Source organism: Halomonas cerina (assembly GCF_014192215.1).
GTDB classification, from domain to species: domain Bacteria; phylum Pseudomonadota; class Gammaproteobacteria; order Pseudomonadales; family Halomonadaceae; genus Halomonas; species Halomonas cerina.
The window spans coordinates 1-16,692 of the sequence record NZ_JACHXP010000007.1 but is presented as its reverse complement, the minus strand read 5'-3'; the positions used below and the strand labels follow the sequence as shown (position 1 = coordinate 16,692).

At 66.4% G+C, this 16,692-nt stretch carries 15 protein-coding genes; 10 read left to right on the top strand and 5 right to left on the bottom strand.

Annotated elements, in window-relative coordinates; translation table 11 throughout:
• Nucleotides 1-50: 50 nt before the first annotated feature.
• The 5 genes from FHR94_RS08445 to FHR94_RS08425 all read right to left on the bottom strand — a co-directional run bounded on the left by FHR94_RS08445 (nt 51) and on the right by FHR94_RS08425 (nt 4,437).
• Entirely contained in the window at nt 51-737 is a 687-nt protein-coding gene (locus FHR94_RS08445) for a GntR family transcriptional regulator (RefSeq protein ID WP_221188424.1), read from the bottom strand.
• 64 nt (nt 738-801) lie between these two features.
• On the bottom strand, nt 802-1,572 hold the full coding sequence (locus FHR94_RS08440; protein ID WP_183325207.1) for an aspartate/glutamate racemase family protein: 771 nt from the start codon (nt 1,570-1,572) through the stop codon (nt 802-804).
• A gap of 38 nt (nt 1,573-1,610) precedes the next feature.
• Nucleotides 1,611-2,891: a TRAP transporter large permease gene (locus tag FHR94_RS08435; protein WP_183325206.1), complete on the bottom strand. Its 1,281-nt coding sequence runs from the start codon at nt 2,889-2,891 to the stop codon at nt 1,611-1,613.
• Nucleotides 2,888-3,442: a TRAP transporter small permease gene (locus FHR94_RS08430; protein ID WP_183325205.1), complete on the bottom strand. Its 555-nt coding sequence runs from the start codon at nt 3,440-3,442 to the stop codon at nt 2,888-2,890. Before FHR94_RS08430 ends, FHR94_RS08435 begins: the two co-directional genes overlap by 4 nt.
• Nucleotides 3,439-4,437: a TRAP transporter substrate-binding protein gene (locus tag FHR94_RS08425; protein ID WP_183325204.1), complete on the bottom strand. Its 999-nt coding sequence runs from the start codon at nt 4,435-4,437 to the stop codon at nt 3,439-3,441. The genes FHR94_RS08430 and FHR94_RS08425 overlap by 4 nt, the downstream gene beginning before the upstream one ends.
• A 268-nt stretch (nt 4,438-4,705) precedes the next feature.
• On the opposite strand from FHR94_RS08425, the gene FHR94_RS08420 reads away from it, so the two are divergent.
• The 10 genes from FHR94_RS08420 (at nt 4,706) to FHR94_RS08375 (ending at nt 16,585) form a co-directional block, all read left to right on the top strand.
• Complete coding sequence (locus tag FHR94_RS08420) at nt 4,706-5,443, top strand: maleate cis-trans isomerase family protein (RefSeq protein ID WP_183325203.1); 738 nt, start codon at nt 4,706-4,708, stop codon at nt 5,441-5,443.
• Nucleotides 5,444-5,511: 68 nt separating this feature from the next.
• Nucleotides 5,512-6,564: a TRAP transporter substrate-binding protein gene (locus FHR94_RS08415; protein ID WP_221188423.1), complete on the top strand. Its 1,053-nt coding sequence runs from the start codon at nt 5,512-5,514 to the stop codon at nt 6,562-6,564.
• 130 nt (nt 6,565-6,694) lie between these two features.
• The gene (locus tag FHR94_RS08410; RefSeq protein WP_183325202.1) at nt 6,695-7,309 is read left to right on the top strand and encodes a TRAP transporter small permease subunit; all 615 of its coding nucleotides are present in this window, start codon (nt 6,695-6,697) and stop codon (nt 7,307-7,309) included.
• Nucleotides 7,306-8,607 carry a TRAP transporter large permease gene (locus tag FHR94_RS08405; protein ID WP_183325201.1) on the top strand — a complete coding sequence of 434 codons (1,302 nt, stop codon included), beginning with the start codon at nt 7,306-7,308 and terminating at the stop codon, nt 8,605-8,607. Before FHR94_RS08410 ends, FHR94_RS08405 begins: the two co-directional genes overlap by 4 nt.
• Nucleotides 8,608-8,676: 69 nt before the next feature.
• Complete coding sequence (gene hydA / locus FHR94_RS08400) at nt 8,677-10,107, top strand: dihydropyrimidinase (RefSeq protein ID WP_183325200.1); 1,431 nt, start codon at nt 8,677-8,679, stop codon at nt 10,105-10,107.
• Between the two features lie 2 nt (nt 10,108-10,109).
• Nucleotides 10,110-10,874, top strand: coding sequence for a 2-keto-4-pentenoate hydratase (locus FHR94_RS08395; RefSeq protein ID WP_183325199.1), 765 nt, complete (start codon nt 10,110-10,112; stop codon nt 10,872-10,874).
• A gap of 246 nt (nt 10,875-11,120) precedes the next feature.
• Nucleotides 11,121-12,896, top strand: a complete 1,776-nt coding sequence (gene gcl, locus FHR94_RS08390; RefSeq protein ID WP_183325198.1) for a glyoxylate carboligase — start codon at nt 11,121-11,123, stop codon at nt 12,894-12,896.
• Between the two features lie 191 nt (nt 12,897-13,087).
• A complete protein-coding gene (gene hyi / locus FHR94_RS08385; RefSeq protein ID WP_183325197.1) occupies nt 13,088-13,867 on the top strand; it encodes a hydroxypyruvate isomerase in 780 nt (259 codons plus the stop codon).
• A 299-nt stretch (nt 13,868-14,166) separates the two neighbouring features.
• The gene (locus FHR94_RS08380; protein ID WP_183325196.1) at nt 14,167-15,054 is read left to right on the top strand and encodes a 2-hydroxy-3-oxopropionate reductase; all 888 of its coding nucleotides are present in this window, start codon (nt 14,167-14,169) and stop codon (nt 15,052-15,054) included.
• Nucleotides 15,055-15,283: 229 nt separating this feature from the next.
• Complete coding sequence (locus FHR94_RS08375; RefSeq protein WP_425485363.1) at nt 15,284-16,585, top strand: glycerate kinase type-2 family protein; 1,302 nt, start codon at nt 15,284-15,286, stop codon at nt 16,583-16,585.
• Nucleotides 16,586-16,692: the final 107 nt, after the last annotated feature.

Genomic DNA, 16,692 nt, shown 5'->3' with positions numbered 1-16,692 from the left:
GTTAAGACTCTGCGGCCAGCCCTCCAGCAGGAGGGCGCATTGCCATAGCGTCAGGAAAGGGGGCGATTGATGGCGGCGATAGCATCGCCGGTATGCTGGACATGATCGGCCAGCAGGCGTCGTGCCAGATCGCTGTCCCGGGCCTTGAGGGCCTCCAGGATCGCGCGATGCTCCTGGGTGGATTCGCTCCAGCGGCCGAGGCGATCCAGGGCCAGGTAGCGTGCCCGTTCCAGACGTCCCAGCAGGCTTCGGTGGGTCTCGGCAAGCACCGGGTTCTTGGCACCGGCCACGATCAGTCCATGAATCCGCTGGTTGAGCTCGAAGTAGGCATTCCGATGCCCCTTCTCCAGCAGGCGCTCCAGGCGCTCCTGGAGTGTTTCCAGTCGCTTGAGTTCGGTATTCGTCATGCGCTGAGCGGCAAGGCTCGCCGCCAGGCTCTCGAGCCCGGCTTCCACCTCGAAGAGATGCTCCAACTCCTGGGGGTCGATCAGCGATACCTGGGCGTTGCGGTTGCGCCGCAGGGTCACCAGGCCATCGGCGGCCAGCATCTTCAGGGCTTCGCGCAGCGGTGTGCGGGAAATGCCGAGCTGCTCGCACAGCTCCGGCTCGATCAGGCGCTGCCCCGGCGCCAGGCGCCCGTGAACAATCAGGTCGTGCAGTGCCTGGTACGCCTCCTCGGCCAGCGAGGGGGTCGTGATGCGTCGTCGCCCGAGCAGGGCGGCTCCTTCCATCGTCATGTCATCCAGTCCTCTTTGCTGAGGAGACGTGGCGATTGTCTCCGAACTCTTGGTAGAGACACAATCAACCAACCGATGTCACGGACCTGGCAAGGTCTCGCCCCACCAGCCGGGCCAGCGCCTCGGGCAGACCCCGGCAGGGCTTCTCGGGAGGCAGGGCGAAACTTCCGGCAATGGGTGCGGCGGCACCGAGGTCGACCAGTGCCTGGGCCTGGTGCAGGGCGCAGGTGACACCGTCCAGAGCCGGCACCGGCAGGCGGCTGGCCACGCTGCGGGCCAGGCCCGCCAGCGGGGCCCCGGCGAGGATCAGTACATCGGCGCCATCGTCCCGGACAGCGCGCTCTGCCAGGGCGACCAGCCGCTCGCCCTGATCTTCCTGGACCCGGCCGATGTGCGCCAGGGGTTCATCCAGGGCACGAATACTGGCCAGGCGGTTGCTGAATCCGCAGGCCGAGATCGTCTCCCGATACCAGGCCTGGATGCGCTGGGAGATGGCGATGATGGAGAATCGGCTGCCGACCTGACAGGCGCTGACCAAGGCGGCTTCGGTCATCCCCACCACCGGGATCCCCAGGATCTCGCGCAGGGCGGACAGGCCGGGGTCGCCGAAGGCCGCCACCACCACGGCATCGTGGTCGGCATGCAACTCGGCGGCGACTTGCATGGCGGCATAGCCGCCGATCTGGGCCTCGGCTCGCGTTTCGATATAGGCCACCCCGAGCGGGGCGGTGGCCATGGTCAGCTCGGTGCCGGGGCGGATGCTGCGGCGTGCCTCGGACTCGATCAGACGGGTCACGTCGCCTGAGATATTGGGGTTGATGACCAGGAGTTTCATGGCGTGTTCCTTCGATCGTTATGGTTATGTGCGTCGGCTCAGTAGCCCAGGGCCCGGGGCAGCCAGGTGACGAGGCCCGGGAAGGCGATGCAGGCGAACAGCATGGCGTACTGGAAGGCGATGAAGGGCCAGGCGCTCTTCATCAGCTCGTTGAGGCTGATCCGGGAGATGCCGCACATTACGAACAGCAGCACCCCCACCGGGGGTGTCATCATGCCCACCACCAGGTTCATCACGAACAGGAAGCCGAACAGCAGCGGGTCGATCCCGTAGGTCAGGGCGATGGGGGCGAGCAGCGGCACCAGCATGATGTAGGCGGCATTGGACTCGATGAACATCCCCACCCCGATCAGCAGCGCCATCACCAGCAGCAGGAAGACCAGCGGATCCTGGGTGAAACCCTGCAGCCAGTCGGTGAGCTGCATGGGGATCAGGTCGAGGGTGAAGGCGAAGGTCATGGTCGAGGCGAAGGCGATCAGTGCGCCCACCATGGCGGCGGTGACGGCGGCGTTGAACATCGCCCGAGGCAGGTCACTGATGCGCAGCTGGCGGGTCACGAAGAAACCGATGACCAGGGCGTAGACCACGGCGATCGCCGCCCCCTCGGTAGGGGTGAAGGCCCCGGCGACGATGCCGCCGACCACCACGATGGGCATCAGCAGGATCGGCAGGGCGCGCCAGGTCTGCACCAGCACGTGCTTGAGGCCGAGTTCGCCGCCGGCCAGCGGATAGCGGCGCCGCATGGAGATGAAGGTCGCCAGTCCCATGAAGCCAAGCGCGAGGATGATGCCCGGCACCACCCCTGCCATGAACAGGCCGCCCACCGAGACCGTGGAGCCGGCCATCAAGGCGTAGACGATCATGGCGTTGCTGGGCGGGATGATGGCACCAAGGTTGGCCGCCGAGGCGACCACGGCACTGCTGTAGCCGGTACCGTACTGTTGGCGCATGGAAGGCACCAGCGAGCTGCCCAGCGCACTGGCGCTGGCCACGGCGGCCCCGCTCACCGCCGCCAGCACCATGCCGGCGACGATGGCCACGTGGGCCAGTCCGCCATGCACGCGACCCACCAGCGAGTTGGCAAAGTCCACCAGGCGCTGCAGGATGCCGGCCGCCACCATCAACTCGCCCGCCAGCATGAACAGTGGAATGGCCATCAGCGGGAAGCTGTTGACCGAGTGCATCATGCGCTGGGGGAGCACCGAGAAGTCCATGCCGCCTACGTAGAGGCCGACCAGGGAGGCGACGCCCAGGGCGAAGGCCAGCGGCATGCGCAACAGCGCGAAGCCCAGGAAGGTGAAGACGATAGCCGGGGTCATGACGGGGTTCCTCCGCGATGTTCCGGGGCGCTGGGCAGCGGCTCCAGGCCCAGGGCCTGGGCCACCAGATGCAGGCAGCTGTGGGCTGCACAGATCAGCACGGCGATGTAGAAGAGGGCGGCAGTGATCGGCAGCGTCGGCATCATTTCCTGCCACTTGCTGGCCACCGCACCGATGCTGATCCAGAACAGCACGCCCATCATGATGGCGCCGACCCAGGACATCAGCTGGGCGAGCCGGCGCTGGAGGGGGGCCGGAAAATGGGTTACCAAGGCATCGATGCCCACGTGGATGCCCACCTTGATGCCGTGGGGAATGGCCAGGAAGATCGCCCAGACGAAGAACAGGCGCGACAGCTCATCGGCGGAGTCGATGGACGTGTCCAGCACGTAGCGGGCGAACACCTGGGCGGATACCAGCAGCGTCATCAGGCCCATGGCCACCAGGATGGCGTAGTAGGAGGTGCGGTCGAACAGCGCCAGGCCGTGCAGGAAATGGCGGGTGACGGGGCTGGAGGCATGCGCCTCCAGCCGGTGCCAGGCGGGTGTCATGACGCCCGCTCCTCGAGCACCCGGTCGACGATGTCCGCGCCGATCTTGTCGCGCAGGTCATCCACCACGCCCTGGCTGGCCTCGCGCAGCGCGCTGCGGGTCTCGTCACCGATCGGGGTGAACTCCATGCCGCGCTCGATCAGCGTCTCTCGGGCGGCGGCGTCTTCCTCGGCGGCAGTCTGACGCTGCCAGGCCACGGCCTCGGCCATGGCCTCGTGTACCGCCTGCTGGTGTTCGTCGCTCAGGCCATTGAAGGTGCTGCGGTTGGCGACCACCACGATGAAGTCATAGAAGTGCCCGCTGTCAGAAAGATACTGCTGCACCTCGTCCAGCCGTTTGGTGCTGATGATGCTGTAGGGGTTCTCCTGGCCGTCGAGCACGCCCTGCTGCAGGGCCCCGTAGACCTCGTTGATGTCCATCGAGACCGGATTCGCGCCGATAGCGCGGAAGGTGTCTAAGTGGGTCTCGTTGGGCTGCAGGCGAATCTTGAGACCCTCGAAGTCCTCGATGGACTCGATGGGGCGTTCGTCGTTGGTGACGTGACGGAAGCCCAACTCCATGTAGCCCAGGGCGGTAAAGCCCTTCTCGGCAAGCTTCTCGTCGAGCAACTCGCCCACTTCACCGTCGATCAGCGCGAAGGCCTCGTCGCGGCTGTCGAAGGCGAAGGGCAGGCTCAGAGCCTCGAGTTCGGGCACGGTGCGCGACAGGTAGGAGATGCCGATCCAGGTGCCGGCGATGGCGCCGGTGCTGACCTGGTCAACGTTCTCGCCGGCGCCACCCAACTGCATGTTGGGGAACAGCTGGGCCGTCAGGTCATCACCGGTGCGCTCGGCCAGGCTGTCACGGAAGATCTCCATGGCGCGGCTGCTGGAGTGGTCATCGGTGAAGTTACCGCCGAAACGCAGGGTCTCGGCATTGGCCACCAGGGGCGACCCGAGGCTGAAGGCCAGCAGTGTCATGGCGGAGTGTCGGGCAAGGCGTGTTGTTGTTGTCATGCGGGAATCCTCTTCTTCCACGAGTGGTTTGGAGGTCGTCTGCCGGGGCAGGGCGACTAGGTGAACCTTAGAACAGGTTTTTGAGAAATACAAAATACTGAATACTATATTTTTTTTAATTTATATTATTCAATGAGATAGGTGTTTTTTTATTCTCTAGAGACGATATTCCAACAGGTGGTGCTTGCAAAATTCGGTTCCTGTGCAAGGCTATATCTGTATCCCGAATACAGTATACCGAATATCAAGAACAATCCCGGAGTCACCCATGGATCGCACCCTCATCGGCATGCTCACGCCGTCCTCCAACACCGTGCTGGAGCCCTATACCGCGGCCCTGCTGCACGACCTGATGCCCGAAGTGACCGCCCACTTCCAGCGTTTCACGGTCAAGGAGATTTCCATGCGCGACGAGGCGCTGGCGCAGTTCGATCCGGTGCCGCTGCTCGAGGCCGCCCGGTTGCTCAACGATGCGCGCATGGACGTCATCGCCTGGAACGGCACCTCGGCCAGCTGGCTGGGTTTCGAGGCCGACCGCAAGCTGTGCGATGCCATCACCGAGACCACCGGTGTTCCGGCCACCACCAGCGTACTGGCCCTCAACGAGGCGTTCGAGCGCACCGGGGTGACCCGGCTGGGCCTGGTGACGCCCTACCTCGACGACATCCAGGCGGCGATCGTCGCGAACTATCGGGCCGAGGGCATCGAGGTGGTCGCCGAGCGCCACCTGAACGATCGCGGCAACTTCTCCTTCTCGGACTACGACGAGGCCACCCTGGCCGGGATGGTCCGCGAGGTCGCCAAGGCCCGGCCCCAGGCTATCACCATCCTCTGCACCAACCTGCGCGGCGCGGGCATCGTGCCCGAGCTGGAGCGCGAGGTCGGTATTCCCATCTACGACTCGGTGAGCGTCACGGTCTGGAAGACGCTCGCCCTGGCCAGTATCGATCCCGCCCGGATCTCGGGCTGGGGACAGCTCTTCCAGGACCCGCGCCTGGCGGCGTGAGCTGCGAATACCGAGGCAAGACGCAACGGCAAGACCACCATCAACAATCCCAATCAAGAGGTGAACCGATGCCAACCATGACTCCCAAGACCGTCGCACTGGGCGGAACGCTTGCCGCCGGCATGCTGCTCGGCGGCCTGGCGCAGGCCGAGACGATGCTACGCACCGTCGGCAACTTCTCTGGCAACAAGCTGCATGTGGAGGAGGTCGAGCGGCCCTTCTTCAACGAGCTCGATGCACGCGACGACCTGGCGGTCGTCTATAACCCTATGGATGCCATCGGCGTCGAGGCGGCCGACGCCCTGCGCCTGATCCGCTCCGGGGCCTTCGACGTGATGTCGGTGCAGATCGGCATGGCCTCGCGAGACGAGCCCTTCTTCGAGGGCATCGATCTGGCCGGCGTGGCTGCCGATCTCGATGCCCAGCGCGAGGCGGTCAACGCGGTACGCGAAGCGTTCGATGCGCGCCTGCAGGAACGCTTCAACGCCAAGCTGATGACGCTCTGGCCCTTCGGACCGCAGATGATGTTCTGCAACGGCGACATCGACGGCGTCGCGGACCTGGAAGGCAAGAAGGTGCGCGTCTTCACGCCCTCCATGTCCCGCCTGGTGCAGGGCCTCGGGGCGACCCCGGTGACCCTGCAGTTCAGCGAGGTCTATCTGGCCCTGCAGCGCGGCGTGGCCGACTGCGGCGTGACGGCGCCCTCCGCCGGCAACAACGGCAAGTGGCCCGAGGTCACCGATACCTTCGTGCCGTTGCCGCTCGCCTATTCGGTCCAGGGGCACTTCATGAACCTCGATACCTGGAACCGTTTCAGTGAGGCCCAGCAGCGCGAACTCACCGAGGCCTTCGCTCGCCTGGAGGACCAGATGTGGGAGCTGGCCTACGACGTCAACGACGACGCCATCGCCTGCAATACCGGCCAGGACAGCTGCGCTAGCCACGAGGCCTACGACATGGCCCTGGTGGAGATCGACCCTGACTCCCGTCAGCTGGTCGAGGCGATCACTAGCGAGGCGGTGCTGCCGGTGTGGGCCGAGACCTGCAGCCGGCAGTACCCCAACTGCATCCAGGACTGGAACGCCACCGTTGGCGAGGCCGCCGGCCTGACCATCCAGTAAGAGTGTCTTCCAGGATCGGGCAACGGAGATGAGCTTTCCCGGCGCTCATTTCGCCCGACGTTTGGAAGTGCCCTGTAAGCGTCGTCAACCCGCGCCCTGGCCGTGGCCGGGGCGCCCGTGGAGGTGCCCGATGGTATCCCGGAGTCCCTACTGGTTCGCCCGCCGACTGGCCCATGGCGCCGCCGTCGCCGCCGGCTATGGTGCGCTGGGCCTGTCGCTGCTGATCACCTTCGAGGTGATCGCCCGCAAGCTCTTCAACTTCTCCCTGCAAGGCGTCGACGAGATCGGCGGCTACGTGCTGGCGATCGGCGTCTCGTTCAGCTTCGCCTATGCTCTGCTGCATCGCGCCCACACCCGGGTCGATGTGCTGATGTCACGCCTGCCGGGCCCCATCCAGGCCCCCCTCAATGCTGCGGCCATGCTGCTACTGGCGGGTTTCTCGCTGTTCATGCTGTGGCGAGCCGTGGCGACCCTGCACGAGACGCTCGAGTTCGGCAGCCTCGCCAGCACCCCGCTGCAGACGCCGCTGTGGATCCCGCAGAGCCTGTGGATCCTGGGACTCGGCGTCTTCGCCGTGCTGACCACCCTGCTGGCCGTGCATGCCCTGGGGCAGCTGGCCACCGGGCGCCTGGGCGCGCTGAACCGGGACTACGGTCCGCGCAGCGCCCGGGATGAGCTGGACGAGGCCCGGCAGGACTACGCCGGCGACACGACCCATACCGTGCAGGGGGAGCCGTCGACATGATCGGTGCAATCGAGGTCCTGATCGGCTTTCTCATCATGCTGGGCATGATGGCGGCGGGCATCCACGTGGCGGTGGCCATCTTCTCGGTGGCCGCCCTGGGCACCCTGATGTACCTGGGCACCCCGCTGCTGTACTCCTTCGGGGACACCCTCTGGGGCACCCTCAACGACTTCATCCTCACCGCCATCCCGCTGTTCATCCTGCTGGGGGAGCTGCTGCTGCGCAGTGGCATCACCGAGCGCATGTACAGTGCCCTGTCGGTGTGGCTCAACCGCATGCCCGGGGGGCTCTTGCACACCAACATCGGCGCTTCTTCGGTGTTCGCCGCCATGTCCGGCTCCTCGGTGGCCACCGCCGCCACCATCGGTACCGTGGCGTTGCCGGCCTTCGCCGAGCGCGGCTACAGTGAGCGCCTGGCGTTGGGCACCCTGGCCGCCGGGGCGACGCTCGGCATCCTGATCCCGCCGAGCATCAACATGATCATCTACGGCGCCATCACCAACACCTCCATCGGCAAGCTGTTCATCGCCGGGATCCTCCCGGGCCTGGCCTTGGCCGGCGCCTTCATGCTGGCGATCATGGCCTTCAGCTTGCTGCGCCCCGGGGTAGCCGGCGAGGCCGAGCCGCGAGCCTCGCTGCGCGAGCGTCTGGCGTCGCTGGTGGACCTGCTGCCGCCGGCCTTCGTCTTCGCCATCGTCATCGGCAGCATCTACAGCGGCTGGGCCACCCCCACCGAGGCCGCCGCCCTGGGCGTGGTCGCGGCGCTGCTGCTGGCCGCGATCAACCGCAAGCTCACTCTGACCATGCTGCACGAGTGCTTCCTGTCCATGGCGCGGACCACGGCGATGATCATGCTGATCATCGTGGCGGCCTTCTTCCTCAACTACATCGTGGGCATCCTCGGCATTCCCCACACCCTGACCCAGTGGGTCGCCGACCTGGGGCTGTCGCCGCTGGGGTTGATCCTGGCGCTGGTGATCTTCTATCTGGTGCTGGGCTGCTTCCTCGAGACGCTGTCGATGATGATCGCCACCGTGCCTATCGTGGTGCCCATGGTGGTGCAGTTCGGCTTCGACCCGGTGTGGTTCGGTATCTTCCTGGTGGTCATGATGGAGATCTCGCTGATCACCCCGCCCATCGGCATGAACCTCTACGTGGTCCAGGGCGTGCGCGGCCGTGGCTCCATCGGCGATGTCATGCTCGGCAGCCTGCCGTTCCTCGCCATCATGCTGTTCTTCGTGCTGCTCATCACGCTCTGGCCGGGGCTGGTGCTATGGCTGCCCAACGCCATGAGCTAGGCCCTCACCTCATCCTCCTGGCCGGCCCCGGCGCCGGCCCATCCCGACACTCTCGACGAGGCACACGACATGTCACGCTTCGATACCCTAATCATCAACGGCCAGCTGATCACCGCGGCCGACCGCTACACCGCCGACATCGGCATCAAGGACGGGCGCATCGTCGCCCTAGGCCAGGACCTGGGCGAGGCCGAGGAGGTTATCGACGCCCAAGGGCTCTGGGTGATGCCCGGTGGCGTCGATGCCCACTGCCACTTGGACCAGCCGCTCGGCGACGGCGCCGTGATGGCCGACGACTTCGAGAGCGGCACCCGCTCGGCGGCCTGCGGTGGCACCACCACGGTGATTCCCTTCGCCGCCCAACAGAAGGGCCAGAGCCTGCGCGCCGCGGTGGAGGACTACCATCGGCGCAGCGAGGGCAAGGCCTTCATCGACTACGCCTTCCACATGATCGTCACCGACCCCACCGAGACGGTGCTCAAGGAGGAGCTGCCGGCGCTGATTAACGAGGGCTACAGCTCCTTCAAGATCTACCTGACCTACGACGACCTCAAGCTCAATGACCGAGAAGTGCTCAAGGTCCTGGCCATGGCCCGGCGCGAGGGCGGCATGGTGATGGTGCATGCCGAGAACGCCGACTGCATCGCCTACCTCACCGAGCTGCTCGAGGAACAGGGCAAGACCGCGCCCTACTATCACGGGGTGACCCATTCCAGCATCGCTGAGCGCGAGGCCACCCACCGGGCCATCTCGCTGGCCGAGCTGATCGACGTGCCGCTGTTGATCGTGCATGTCTCGGGCCCCGAGGCCATCGAGCAGATCCGCTGGGCCCAGGGCCGTGGCCTGCGCGTCTACGGCGAGACCTGCCCCCAGTACCTGATGTTGACCGCCTCCGACCTGGACCAGGAGGGCTTCGAGGGCGCCAAGTGCGTGTGCAGCCCACCACCGCGGGACACCGCCGCCCAGGAGGCGGTCTGGGAAGCCCTGGAGAACGGCGTCTTCCAGGTGTTCTCCTCGGATCATGCGCCCTTCCGCTACGAGGACCCCCAGGGCAAGAAGCTGCATGGCGAATCAGCCAGCTTCGCGCACATTCCCAACGGCATCCCGGGGCTGGAGACGCGCCTGCCGATTCTTTTCTCCGAGGGGGTGATCAAGGAGCGTATCGATGCCACTCGCTTCGTGGCGCTGACCGCCACCCAGCCGGCCAAGATCTACGGTCTCTATCCGCGCAAGGGCACCATCGCCATCGGCAGCGATGCCGACCTGACCCTCTGGGATCCCGCCGCCCGCACCACGGTGCGCAACGCCGACCTGCACCATGCCGTGGACTACACCCCCTACGAGGGACTCGAGCTCACCGGCAAGCCGGTGCTGACCCTGTGTCGGGGCCGGGTGGTCTCCAGGGATGGCCGGCCCAGCGCCGAGCCGGGATATGGCCAGTTCCTGAAGTGCGACAAGCCCCAGCCGGCACGGCCGCGGGGCGCGACCAAGGGGTTCTGAGCATGACGCGAGACGAGATCATCGCCGCCGGCGCCAAGTGCCTGATTCAGGCCCACCGCCGGGCTCGGCCGATCCCGGTACCGAGCGACATCCCGCTGGTCGAGGAGGCCGATGCCTACGCCATCCAGGAGCGGGTCTCCGAGGCGTTGGGCACCCCCGCCGGCTGGAAGCTCGGGGGCATCGTGCGCGGCGAGACGCCGCGCTACTCGCGCTTGTTCGCCGAGCGTAACCAGGCCTCGCCCGGCGTCTGTCGTCGTCGGGACCACCAGGTGGTGTGCCTCGAGCCGGAACTCGCCGTGGTACTGGGCGAGGCCATCCCGGCTCGGGAGACCCCCTACACCCTGGCCGAGATCGTGCCCCGCGTCGGCGGCCTGCATGCCGCCATCGAGCTGGTCGACAGCCGCTTCTCGAGCTGGCCTGAGGTGCCACCCGTGTGGCAACTGGCCGATGGGCTCAGCCATGGCGGCTTCGTGCTGGGCGAGGCGGCGCCGGTCGGGGACCTCGGCCAGATGCGCGATGCCGAGTACCGGCTGACCCTCGATGGTCAGGTGGCCCTCGCCGGGCGTGGCGATCATCCCGGCGGCGACCCGGCCGAGCTACTGGTCGCGATGGTCAATGCCCGGATCACCCGGGACGGTGAGGGCTTCACGGCCGGCGAGGTGATTACCACCGGCACCTTCGATGGCGTGGTGGAGATGCGCGCCGGCCAGCAGGCGCGCCTGGTCTTCATGGGGATCGGTGAGGTCGTGCTGCACCTGACGCCCTGAGATTGCATACAATAGTTTGAATCCTGGCCTGTCTCCGGCGCCTGCTGCGCAGGCGGTAAGACCGCTAGGGAATGATTTTTCGGGAATTTTTTTATTTACCCAAGCGCATGATATGGCTTGGGTATTTTTTTATTCCAATTATGATGGAAATATTTTCCATAAAATCTTGACGGCTTCGGGAAACGGCGTCTAGTCTCGGTATACAGAAATATTTTCCACAAAAATAACCCCACTGGAGGAACCGTCATGGCTCGCATGACTGCCGCTGAAGCCGCCGTTCACGTCCTGAAGAAAGAAGGCATCGAGGTCGCCTTCGGCCTGCCCGGCGCCGCCATCAACCCCTTCTATGCCGCCATGCGCAAGGTTGGTGGTGTCGATCACGTCCTGGCGCGCCATGTCGAGGGCGCCTCCCACATGGCTGAGGGCTACACGCGTACGCAGGCCGGCAACATCGGCGTGTGCATCGGTACCTCTGGCCCGGCCGGCACCGACATGATCACCGGGCTGTACTCGGCTTCCGCCGATTCCATCCCGATCCTGTGCATCACCGGCCAGGCGCCGACCGGCAAGCTGCACAAGGAGGACTTCCAGGCGGTGGATATCCAGGCCATCGCCGGCCCAGTCACCAAATGGGCCGTCACCGTGCTGGAGCCGGCCCAGGTGCCGCGGGCCTTCCAGCAGGCCTTTCACCTGATGCGCAGCGCGCGCCCGGGCCCGGTGCTGATCGACCTGCCCATCGACGTGCAGATGACCGAGATCGAGTTCGATCCCGATACCTACGAGCCGCTGCCGTCCTACAAGCCGGCCGCCAGCCGCGTCCAGATCGAGAAGGCGTTGGGCATGCTCAACGCGGCCGACAAGCCGCTGCTGGTGGCCGGTGGCGGGATCATCAACGCCGACGCCAGCGAGCTGCTCACCGAGTTCGCCGAGCTGACCGGCGTGCCGGTCATCCCCACCCTGATGGGCTGGGGCACCCTCCCGGACGATCATCCGCTGATGGTAGGCATGGTCGGCCTGCAGACCTCGCACCGCTATGGCAACGCGACCCTGCTCGAATCCGACTTCGTGATGGGCATCGGCAACCGCTGGGCCAACCGCCACACCGGGACGCTGGACACCTACACCGCGGGGCGCACCTTCGTCCATGTGGACATCGAGCCGACCCAGATCGGGCGTATCTTCGGCCCGGACTACGGCATCGTCTCCGACGCCAAGGCGGCGCTTACGCTGTTCGTCGAGGTGGCCAAGGAGTGGCAGGCCGAGGGCAAGCTCAAGGACCGCAGCGCCTGGGCCGAGGCATGTCAGGAGCGCAAGCGCACCCTGCTGCGCAAGACCCACTTCGACAATGTGCCGGTCAAGCCGCAGCGGGTCTACGAGGAGATGAACAAGGCGTTCGGCAAGAACACCCGCTATGTCAGCACCATCGGCCTGTCGCAGATTGCCGGCGCCCAGTTCCTGCACGTCTACAAGCCGCGCCACTGGATCAACTGCGGCCAGGCGGGTCCGCTGGGCTGGACCATTCCGGCCGCGCTCGGGGTGCGTCGCGCCGACCCGGAGGCCGAGATCGTCGCCCTGTCCGGCGACTACGACTTCCAGTTCATGGTCGAAGAGCTGGCAGTGGGGGCGCAATTCAACCTGCCCTACCTCCACGTGCTGGTGAACAACTCCTATCTGGGGTTGATCCGCCAGGCCCAGCGCGGTTTCGAGATGGACTACCAGGTGCAGCTGTCTTTCGAGAACATCAACTGCCCGGAGATCAACGGCTACGGCGTGGACCACGTCTCCGTGGTCGAGGGGTTGGGCTGCAAGGCGATCCGCGTCACCGAGCCCGACCAGATCGGCCCGGCCTTCGCCGAGGCCCGTGACCTGATGCGCCAGTATCGTGTGCCGGTGGTGGTCGAGGTGATCCTCGAGCGGGTGACCAACATCTCGATGGGCACCGACCTGGCCGGCATCAACGAGTTCGAGGACCTGGCCGAGAACGTCGCCGACGCGCCGAGCTCCATCGCCGCGCTCACCTGACACGCATAATAAGACGCGAGGAGGGGCGCCGGGGGCAGGTCGAAGCGGAGGTCTTTTGCCATGGATGGCAAAAGTAGCGCCCAGGGAAGGGTTTATAGCGCCTCCGCGCAGGCCTGCCTGCGGATTAGCCCCCGCCTGAGCACTGAGACGTCAACCGCAATATCCCTGTCAACGACTCAAAGGAGAGCACTATGCCCAAATTTGCTGCCAATCTCAGCATGCTGTTCACCGAGGTCGACTTCCTCGACCGCTTCAAGGCCGCCGCCGAGGCCGGCTTCAAGGGCGTGGAATACCTCTTCCCCTACGACTTCGAGGCCGCCGAGATCCGCAAGCGCCTCGACGACAACGGTCTGACCCAGGTGCTGTTCAACCTGCCGGCCGGTGACTGGGGCGCCGGTGAGCGGGGTATCGCCTGCCATCCGGATCGTGTCGAGGAGTTCCGCGCCGGCGTCGACCGCGCCATCGAGTATGCCAAGGTGCTCGGCAACACCCAGGTCAACTGTCTGGCCGGCATCCAGCCGGAAGGCGTGAGCGACGACGAGGCCCGCCAGACGTTGGTCGACAACCTGCGCTTCGCCGCCGAGAAGCTCGAGGTCGCGGGTATTCTGTTGATCGCCGAGCCGATCAACACCCGCGACATCCCGGGCTTCTTCCTCAATCGCACCGCTCAGGCCCTGGCGCTTTTCGACGAGGTGGGCTCGAGCAACCTCAAGCTGCAGTACGACATCTATCACATGCAGATCATGGAAGGGGACCTGGCGCCGACCATCGAGAAGCACCTCGATCGCATCGCCCACGTGCAGCTGGCCGACAACCCGGGGCGCCATGAGCCGGGCACCGGCGAGATCAACTATCCCTTCCTGTTCGCCCATCTCGATCGTCTCGGCTACCAGGGCTGGATCGGCGCCGAGTACAAGCCCAAGGCGGGCACCAAGGAGGGACTGGGCTGGCTGGATGCGGCGCGAGGCTGAGGGCGTCACGCCTCTGCCGGGATGAGCTGTTCCAGCGGCAAGACGTGGCGAGGGCGCTGTGAACCCCTCCCTGGGCGCTACCGACGCCCTGCGGCGCTCTCGCATCCTGCGCCGCTGGCAGGGCCGGTGCTGGCCATCCATGGCCAGCCCGTTCGGAGCAGTGCTCCTCACCCCTGGCGTAGGACCCTCGCTCTGTCTTGCCCCCGGCGCTCATCCATTGGAGCCCTGAGCGACACTTTCCGTACGATGACGAATACTCACGACGCAATGTCAGCAAGTCACATGATAGGAGAATCATCATGAGCAAGATCGGTTTTATCGGACTGGGCATCATGGGCCGTCCCATGGCGGGTCACCTGCTGGACGCCGGCCATGAGCTGACCACCGTCAAGCGCGGCACCCTGGACGAGACTCTGGCCGCCAAGGGCATGCAGGAGCTCAATGATCCCAAGGCGGTCGCCGAGGCCTCGGAGGTGATCATCACCATGGTCCCGGACACCCCGGACGTCGAGCAGGTGCTGTTCGGCGAGGGCGGCGTCATCGAGGGGCTCAAGCCCGGCACCCTGGTGATCGACATGAGCTCCATCGCCCCGCTGGCCACCCAGGAGTTCGCCAAGCGCATCCATGAGGCCGGCGGCGAGTACGTCGACGCCCCGGTCTCCGGCGGTGAGGGCGGCGCCATCAATGCTGCCTTGACCATCATGGTCGGCGCCACGCAGGAAGGTTTCGAGCGCGCCCAGCCGCTGCTCGAGATCATGGGCAAGACCATCACCCATATCGGTGAGCAGGGCGCCGGCCAGACCTGCAAGGTGGCCAACCAGATCGTCGTCGCCCTGACAATCGAGGCCGTCTCCGAGGGCCTGCTGTTCGCCTCTCGGGCGGGGGCCGACGTGGCCAAGGTCCGCGAGTCGCTGCTCGGTGGCCTGGCCCAGTCCAAGATCCTCGACGTCCACGGCGAGCGCATGATCAACCGTACCTTCGATCCGGGCTTCAAGATCCGCCTGCACCAGAAAGACCTTAACCTGGCCCTGGAAGGCGCCCGCAGCCTCGACCTGGCGCTGCCCGGCACCGCCAACGCCCAGCAGCTTTTCCAGGCCTGCGCCGCCCACGGCGGCGCGGACTGGGACCATGCTGGCATCGTCCGCGCACTGGAACAGCTCGCCGACCACGAGGTCGGCAGCCGCTGAGTCCGTCCTGCCGGCCATCGGGCGATGGCCGGCGGGGGACAGGGGAGGTGACTGCTCCCTGATGGCAGGCGTCGGGTCGTCGCCTGCCATGGCCGCCCAGCGGCCGTTGCCCGGTGGCGAGATACCCCCTGAAGCATCTTCTTGCCACCGGGCCCTTTTAATGAAGGAGACGCCTATGAAAGTCCTGCCCCCTGCGTTCCTCCGCCACGGTACCTGCCGAGAGGACCCCGTGGCAGTACGTGCTTGGCTGCGACGACTGGGCGAGATCGCCGTCTCGGCCGTGCACCCCGACACGCTGCTGGCCAACCGCCTGCCGGCTCCGCCTCCCGGCCGCACCCTGGTGGTGGGGGCCGGCAAGGCGGCGGCAGCCATGGCCGCCGCCCTGGAGCGCGCCTGGCAGGCGCGCCACCCCGAGGCGCCCCTGTCCGGCCTGGTGGTGACCCGCTACGGGCATGGTCCTCAAGCACAGGGTCCACAAGAGCATGGCACCGAGTGTCGCCAGATCGAGGTCCTCGAGGCCTCCCATCCCATGCCCGACGACCTGAGCGAAAAGGCCGCCCGGCGGATGCTTGAGGCCGTCGAGGACCTCGGCGAGGACGATCTTGTCATCGCCCTGATCTCCGGTGGTGGCTCGGCGCTGATGACCCTGCCGGCGCCAGGCGTGACCCTGGCCGAGAAGCAGGCCATCAACAAGGCCCTTCTGCGCTGCGGCGCGCCGATTCGCGAGATCAACACCGTGCGCCGGCACCTGTCGGCCATCAAGGGCGGCCGGTTGGCGGCCGCCGCCCATCCGGCCCGGGTGCTGACCTGGTTGATTTCGGACGTCCCCGGCGACGAGGCCTCGTTGATCGCCTCCGGGCCGACCCTGCCGGATGCCAGTACCCCGGGCGAGGCCCTGGCGATCCTCGATCGCTACGGGATCGAGGCCTCGGTGGGCGTCCGCCGCTGCCTGGAAGGCAATACCGAGGCCCCAGGTCCTGAGGATCCGGCCTTCGCCCGGGACCACAGCGAGATCCTCGCCCGCGCCCGGGATGCCCTGGCGGCCGGGCAGGCCGCCGCCGAGGCCGACGGCGTCGAGGTCCGCCTGCTCGGCGACGATCTCGAGGGCGAGGCCCGCGAACTGGGCCGCGCCCAGGGACGCCTGGCGCTGTCCGCCCAAGACGACCTGACCCGGCCGATGCTGCTCCTGTCCGGCGGCGAGACCAGCGTGACGGTGCGCGGAGATGGCCGCGGCGGGCGCAACGTCGAGTTCCTGCTTGGCCTGTTCACGGCGCTCGAAGGCGCCGAGGGGATCCATGCCCTGGCCATCGACACCGACGGCATCGACGGCTCCGAGGACAACGCCGGCGCCATCTTCGGCCCGGGCTGCTGGGCGCGCATGCGTGAGCTCGGCCTTGACCCCGACGACTTCCTGGCGCGCAATGATGCCTATACGTTTTTCGATGCGCTGGATGATCTGATCGTGACCGGTCCGACGCGCACCAATGTCAACGACTTTCGTGCCATTCTGGTACTGCCGAGGACCCCATGACGCTGCCTCCCCATGCCCCGATCCACGACCCCGTTCGCCGCACCAAGATCGTCGCCACCCTGGGTCCCGCCAGCGACCGCGAGGGCGTGCTCGAGCAGATGATCGCC

Excerpts from the sequence above, each read along its gene's own strand:
- FHR94_RS08380 (WP_183325196.1), top strand. The coding sequence starts at position 14,167 with ATGAGCAAGATCGGTTTTATCGGACTGGGCATCATGGGCCGTCCCATG.
- FHR94_RS08395 (WP_183325199.1), top strand. The coding sequence starts at position 10,110 with ATGACGCGAGACGAGATCATCGCCGCCGGCGCCAAGTGCCTGATTCAG.
- FHR94_RS08440 (WP_183325207.1), bottom strand. The coding sequence starts at position 1,572 with ATGAAACTCCTGGTCATCAACCCCAATATCTCAGGCGACGTGACCCGT.
- hydA (WP_183325200.1), top strand. The coding sequence starts at position 8,677 with ATGTCACGCTTCGATACCCTAATCATCAACGGCCAGCTGATCACCGCG.
- FHR94_RS08425 (WP_183325204.1), bottom strand. The coding sequence starts at position 4,437 with ATGACAACAACAACACGCCTTGCCCGACACTCCGCCATGACACTGCTG.
- FHR94_RS08420 (WP_183325203.1), top strand. The coding sequence starts at position 4,706 with ATGGATCGCACCCTCATCGGCATGCTCACGCCGTCCTCCAACACCGTG.
- FHR94_RS08430 (WP_183325205.1), bottom strand. The coding sequence starts at position 3,442 with ATGACACCCGCCTGGCACCGGCTGGAGGCGCATGCCTCCAGCCCCGTC.
- FHR94_RS08445 (WP_221188424.1), bottom strand. The coding sequence starts at position 737 with ATGACGATGGAAGGAGCCGCCCTGCTCGGGCGACGACGCATCACGACC.
- FHR94_RS08410 (WP_183325202.1), top strand. The coding sequence starts at position 6,695 with ATGGTATCCCGGAGTCCCTACTGGTTCGCCCGCCGACTGGCCCATGGC.
- hyi (WP_183325197.1), top strand. The coding sequence starts at position 13,088 with ATGCCCAAATTTGCTGCCAATCTCAGCATGCTGTTCACCGAGGTCGAC.
- FHR94_RS08435 (WP_183325206.1), bottom strand. The coding sequence starts at position 2,891 with ATGACCCCGGCTATCGTCTTCACCTTCCTGGGCTTCGCGCTGTTGCGC.
- FHR94_RS08415 (WP_221188423.1), top strand. The coding sequence starts at position 5,512 with ATGCCAACCATGACTCCCAAGACCGTCGCACTGGGCGGAACGCTTGCC.
- FHR94_RS08405 (WP_183325201.1), top strand. The coding sequence starts at position 7,306 with ATGATCGGTGCAATCGAGGTCCTGATCGGCTTTCTCATCATGCTGGGC.
- gcl (WP_183325198.1), top strand. The coding sequence starts at position 11,121 with ATGGCTCGCATGACTGCCGCTGAAGCCGCCGTTCACGTCCTGAAGAAA.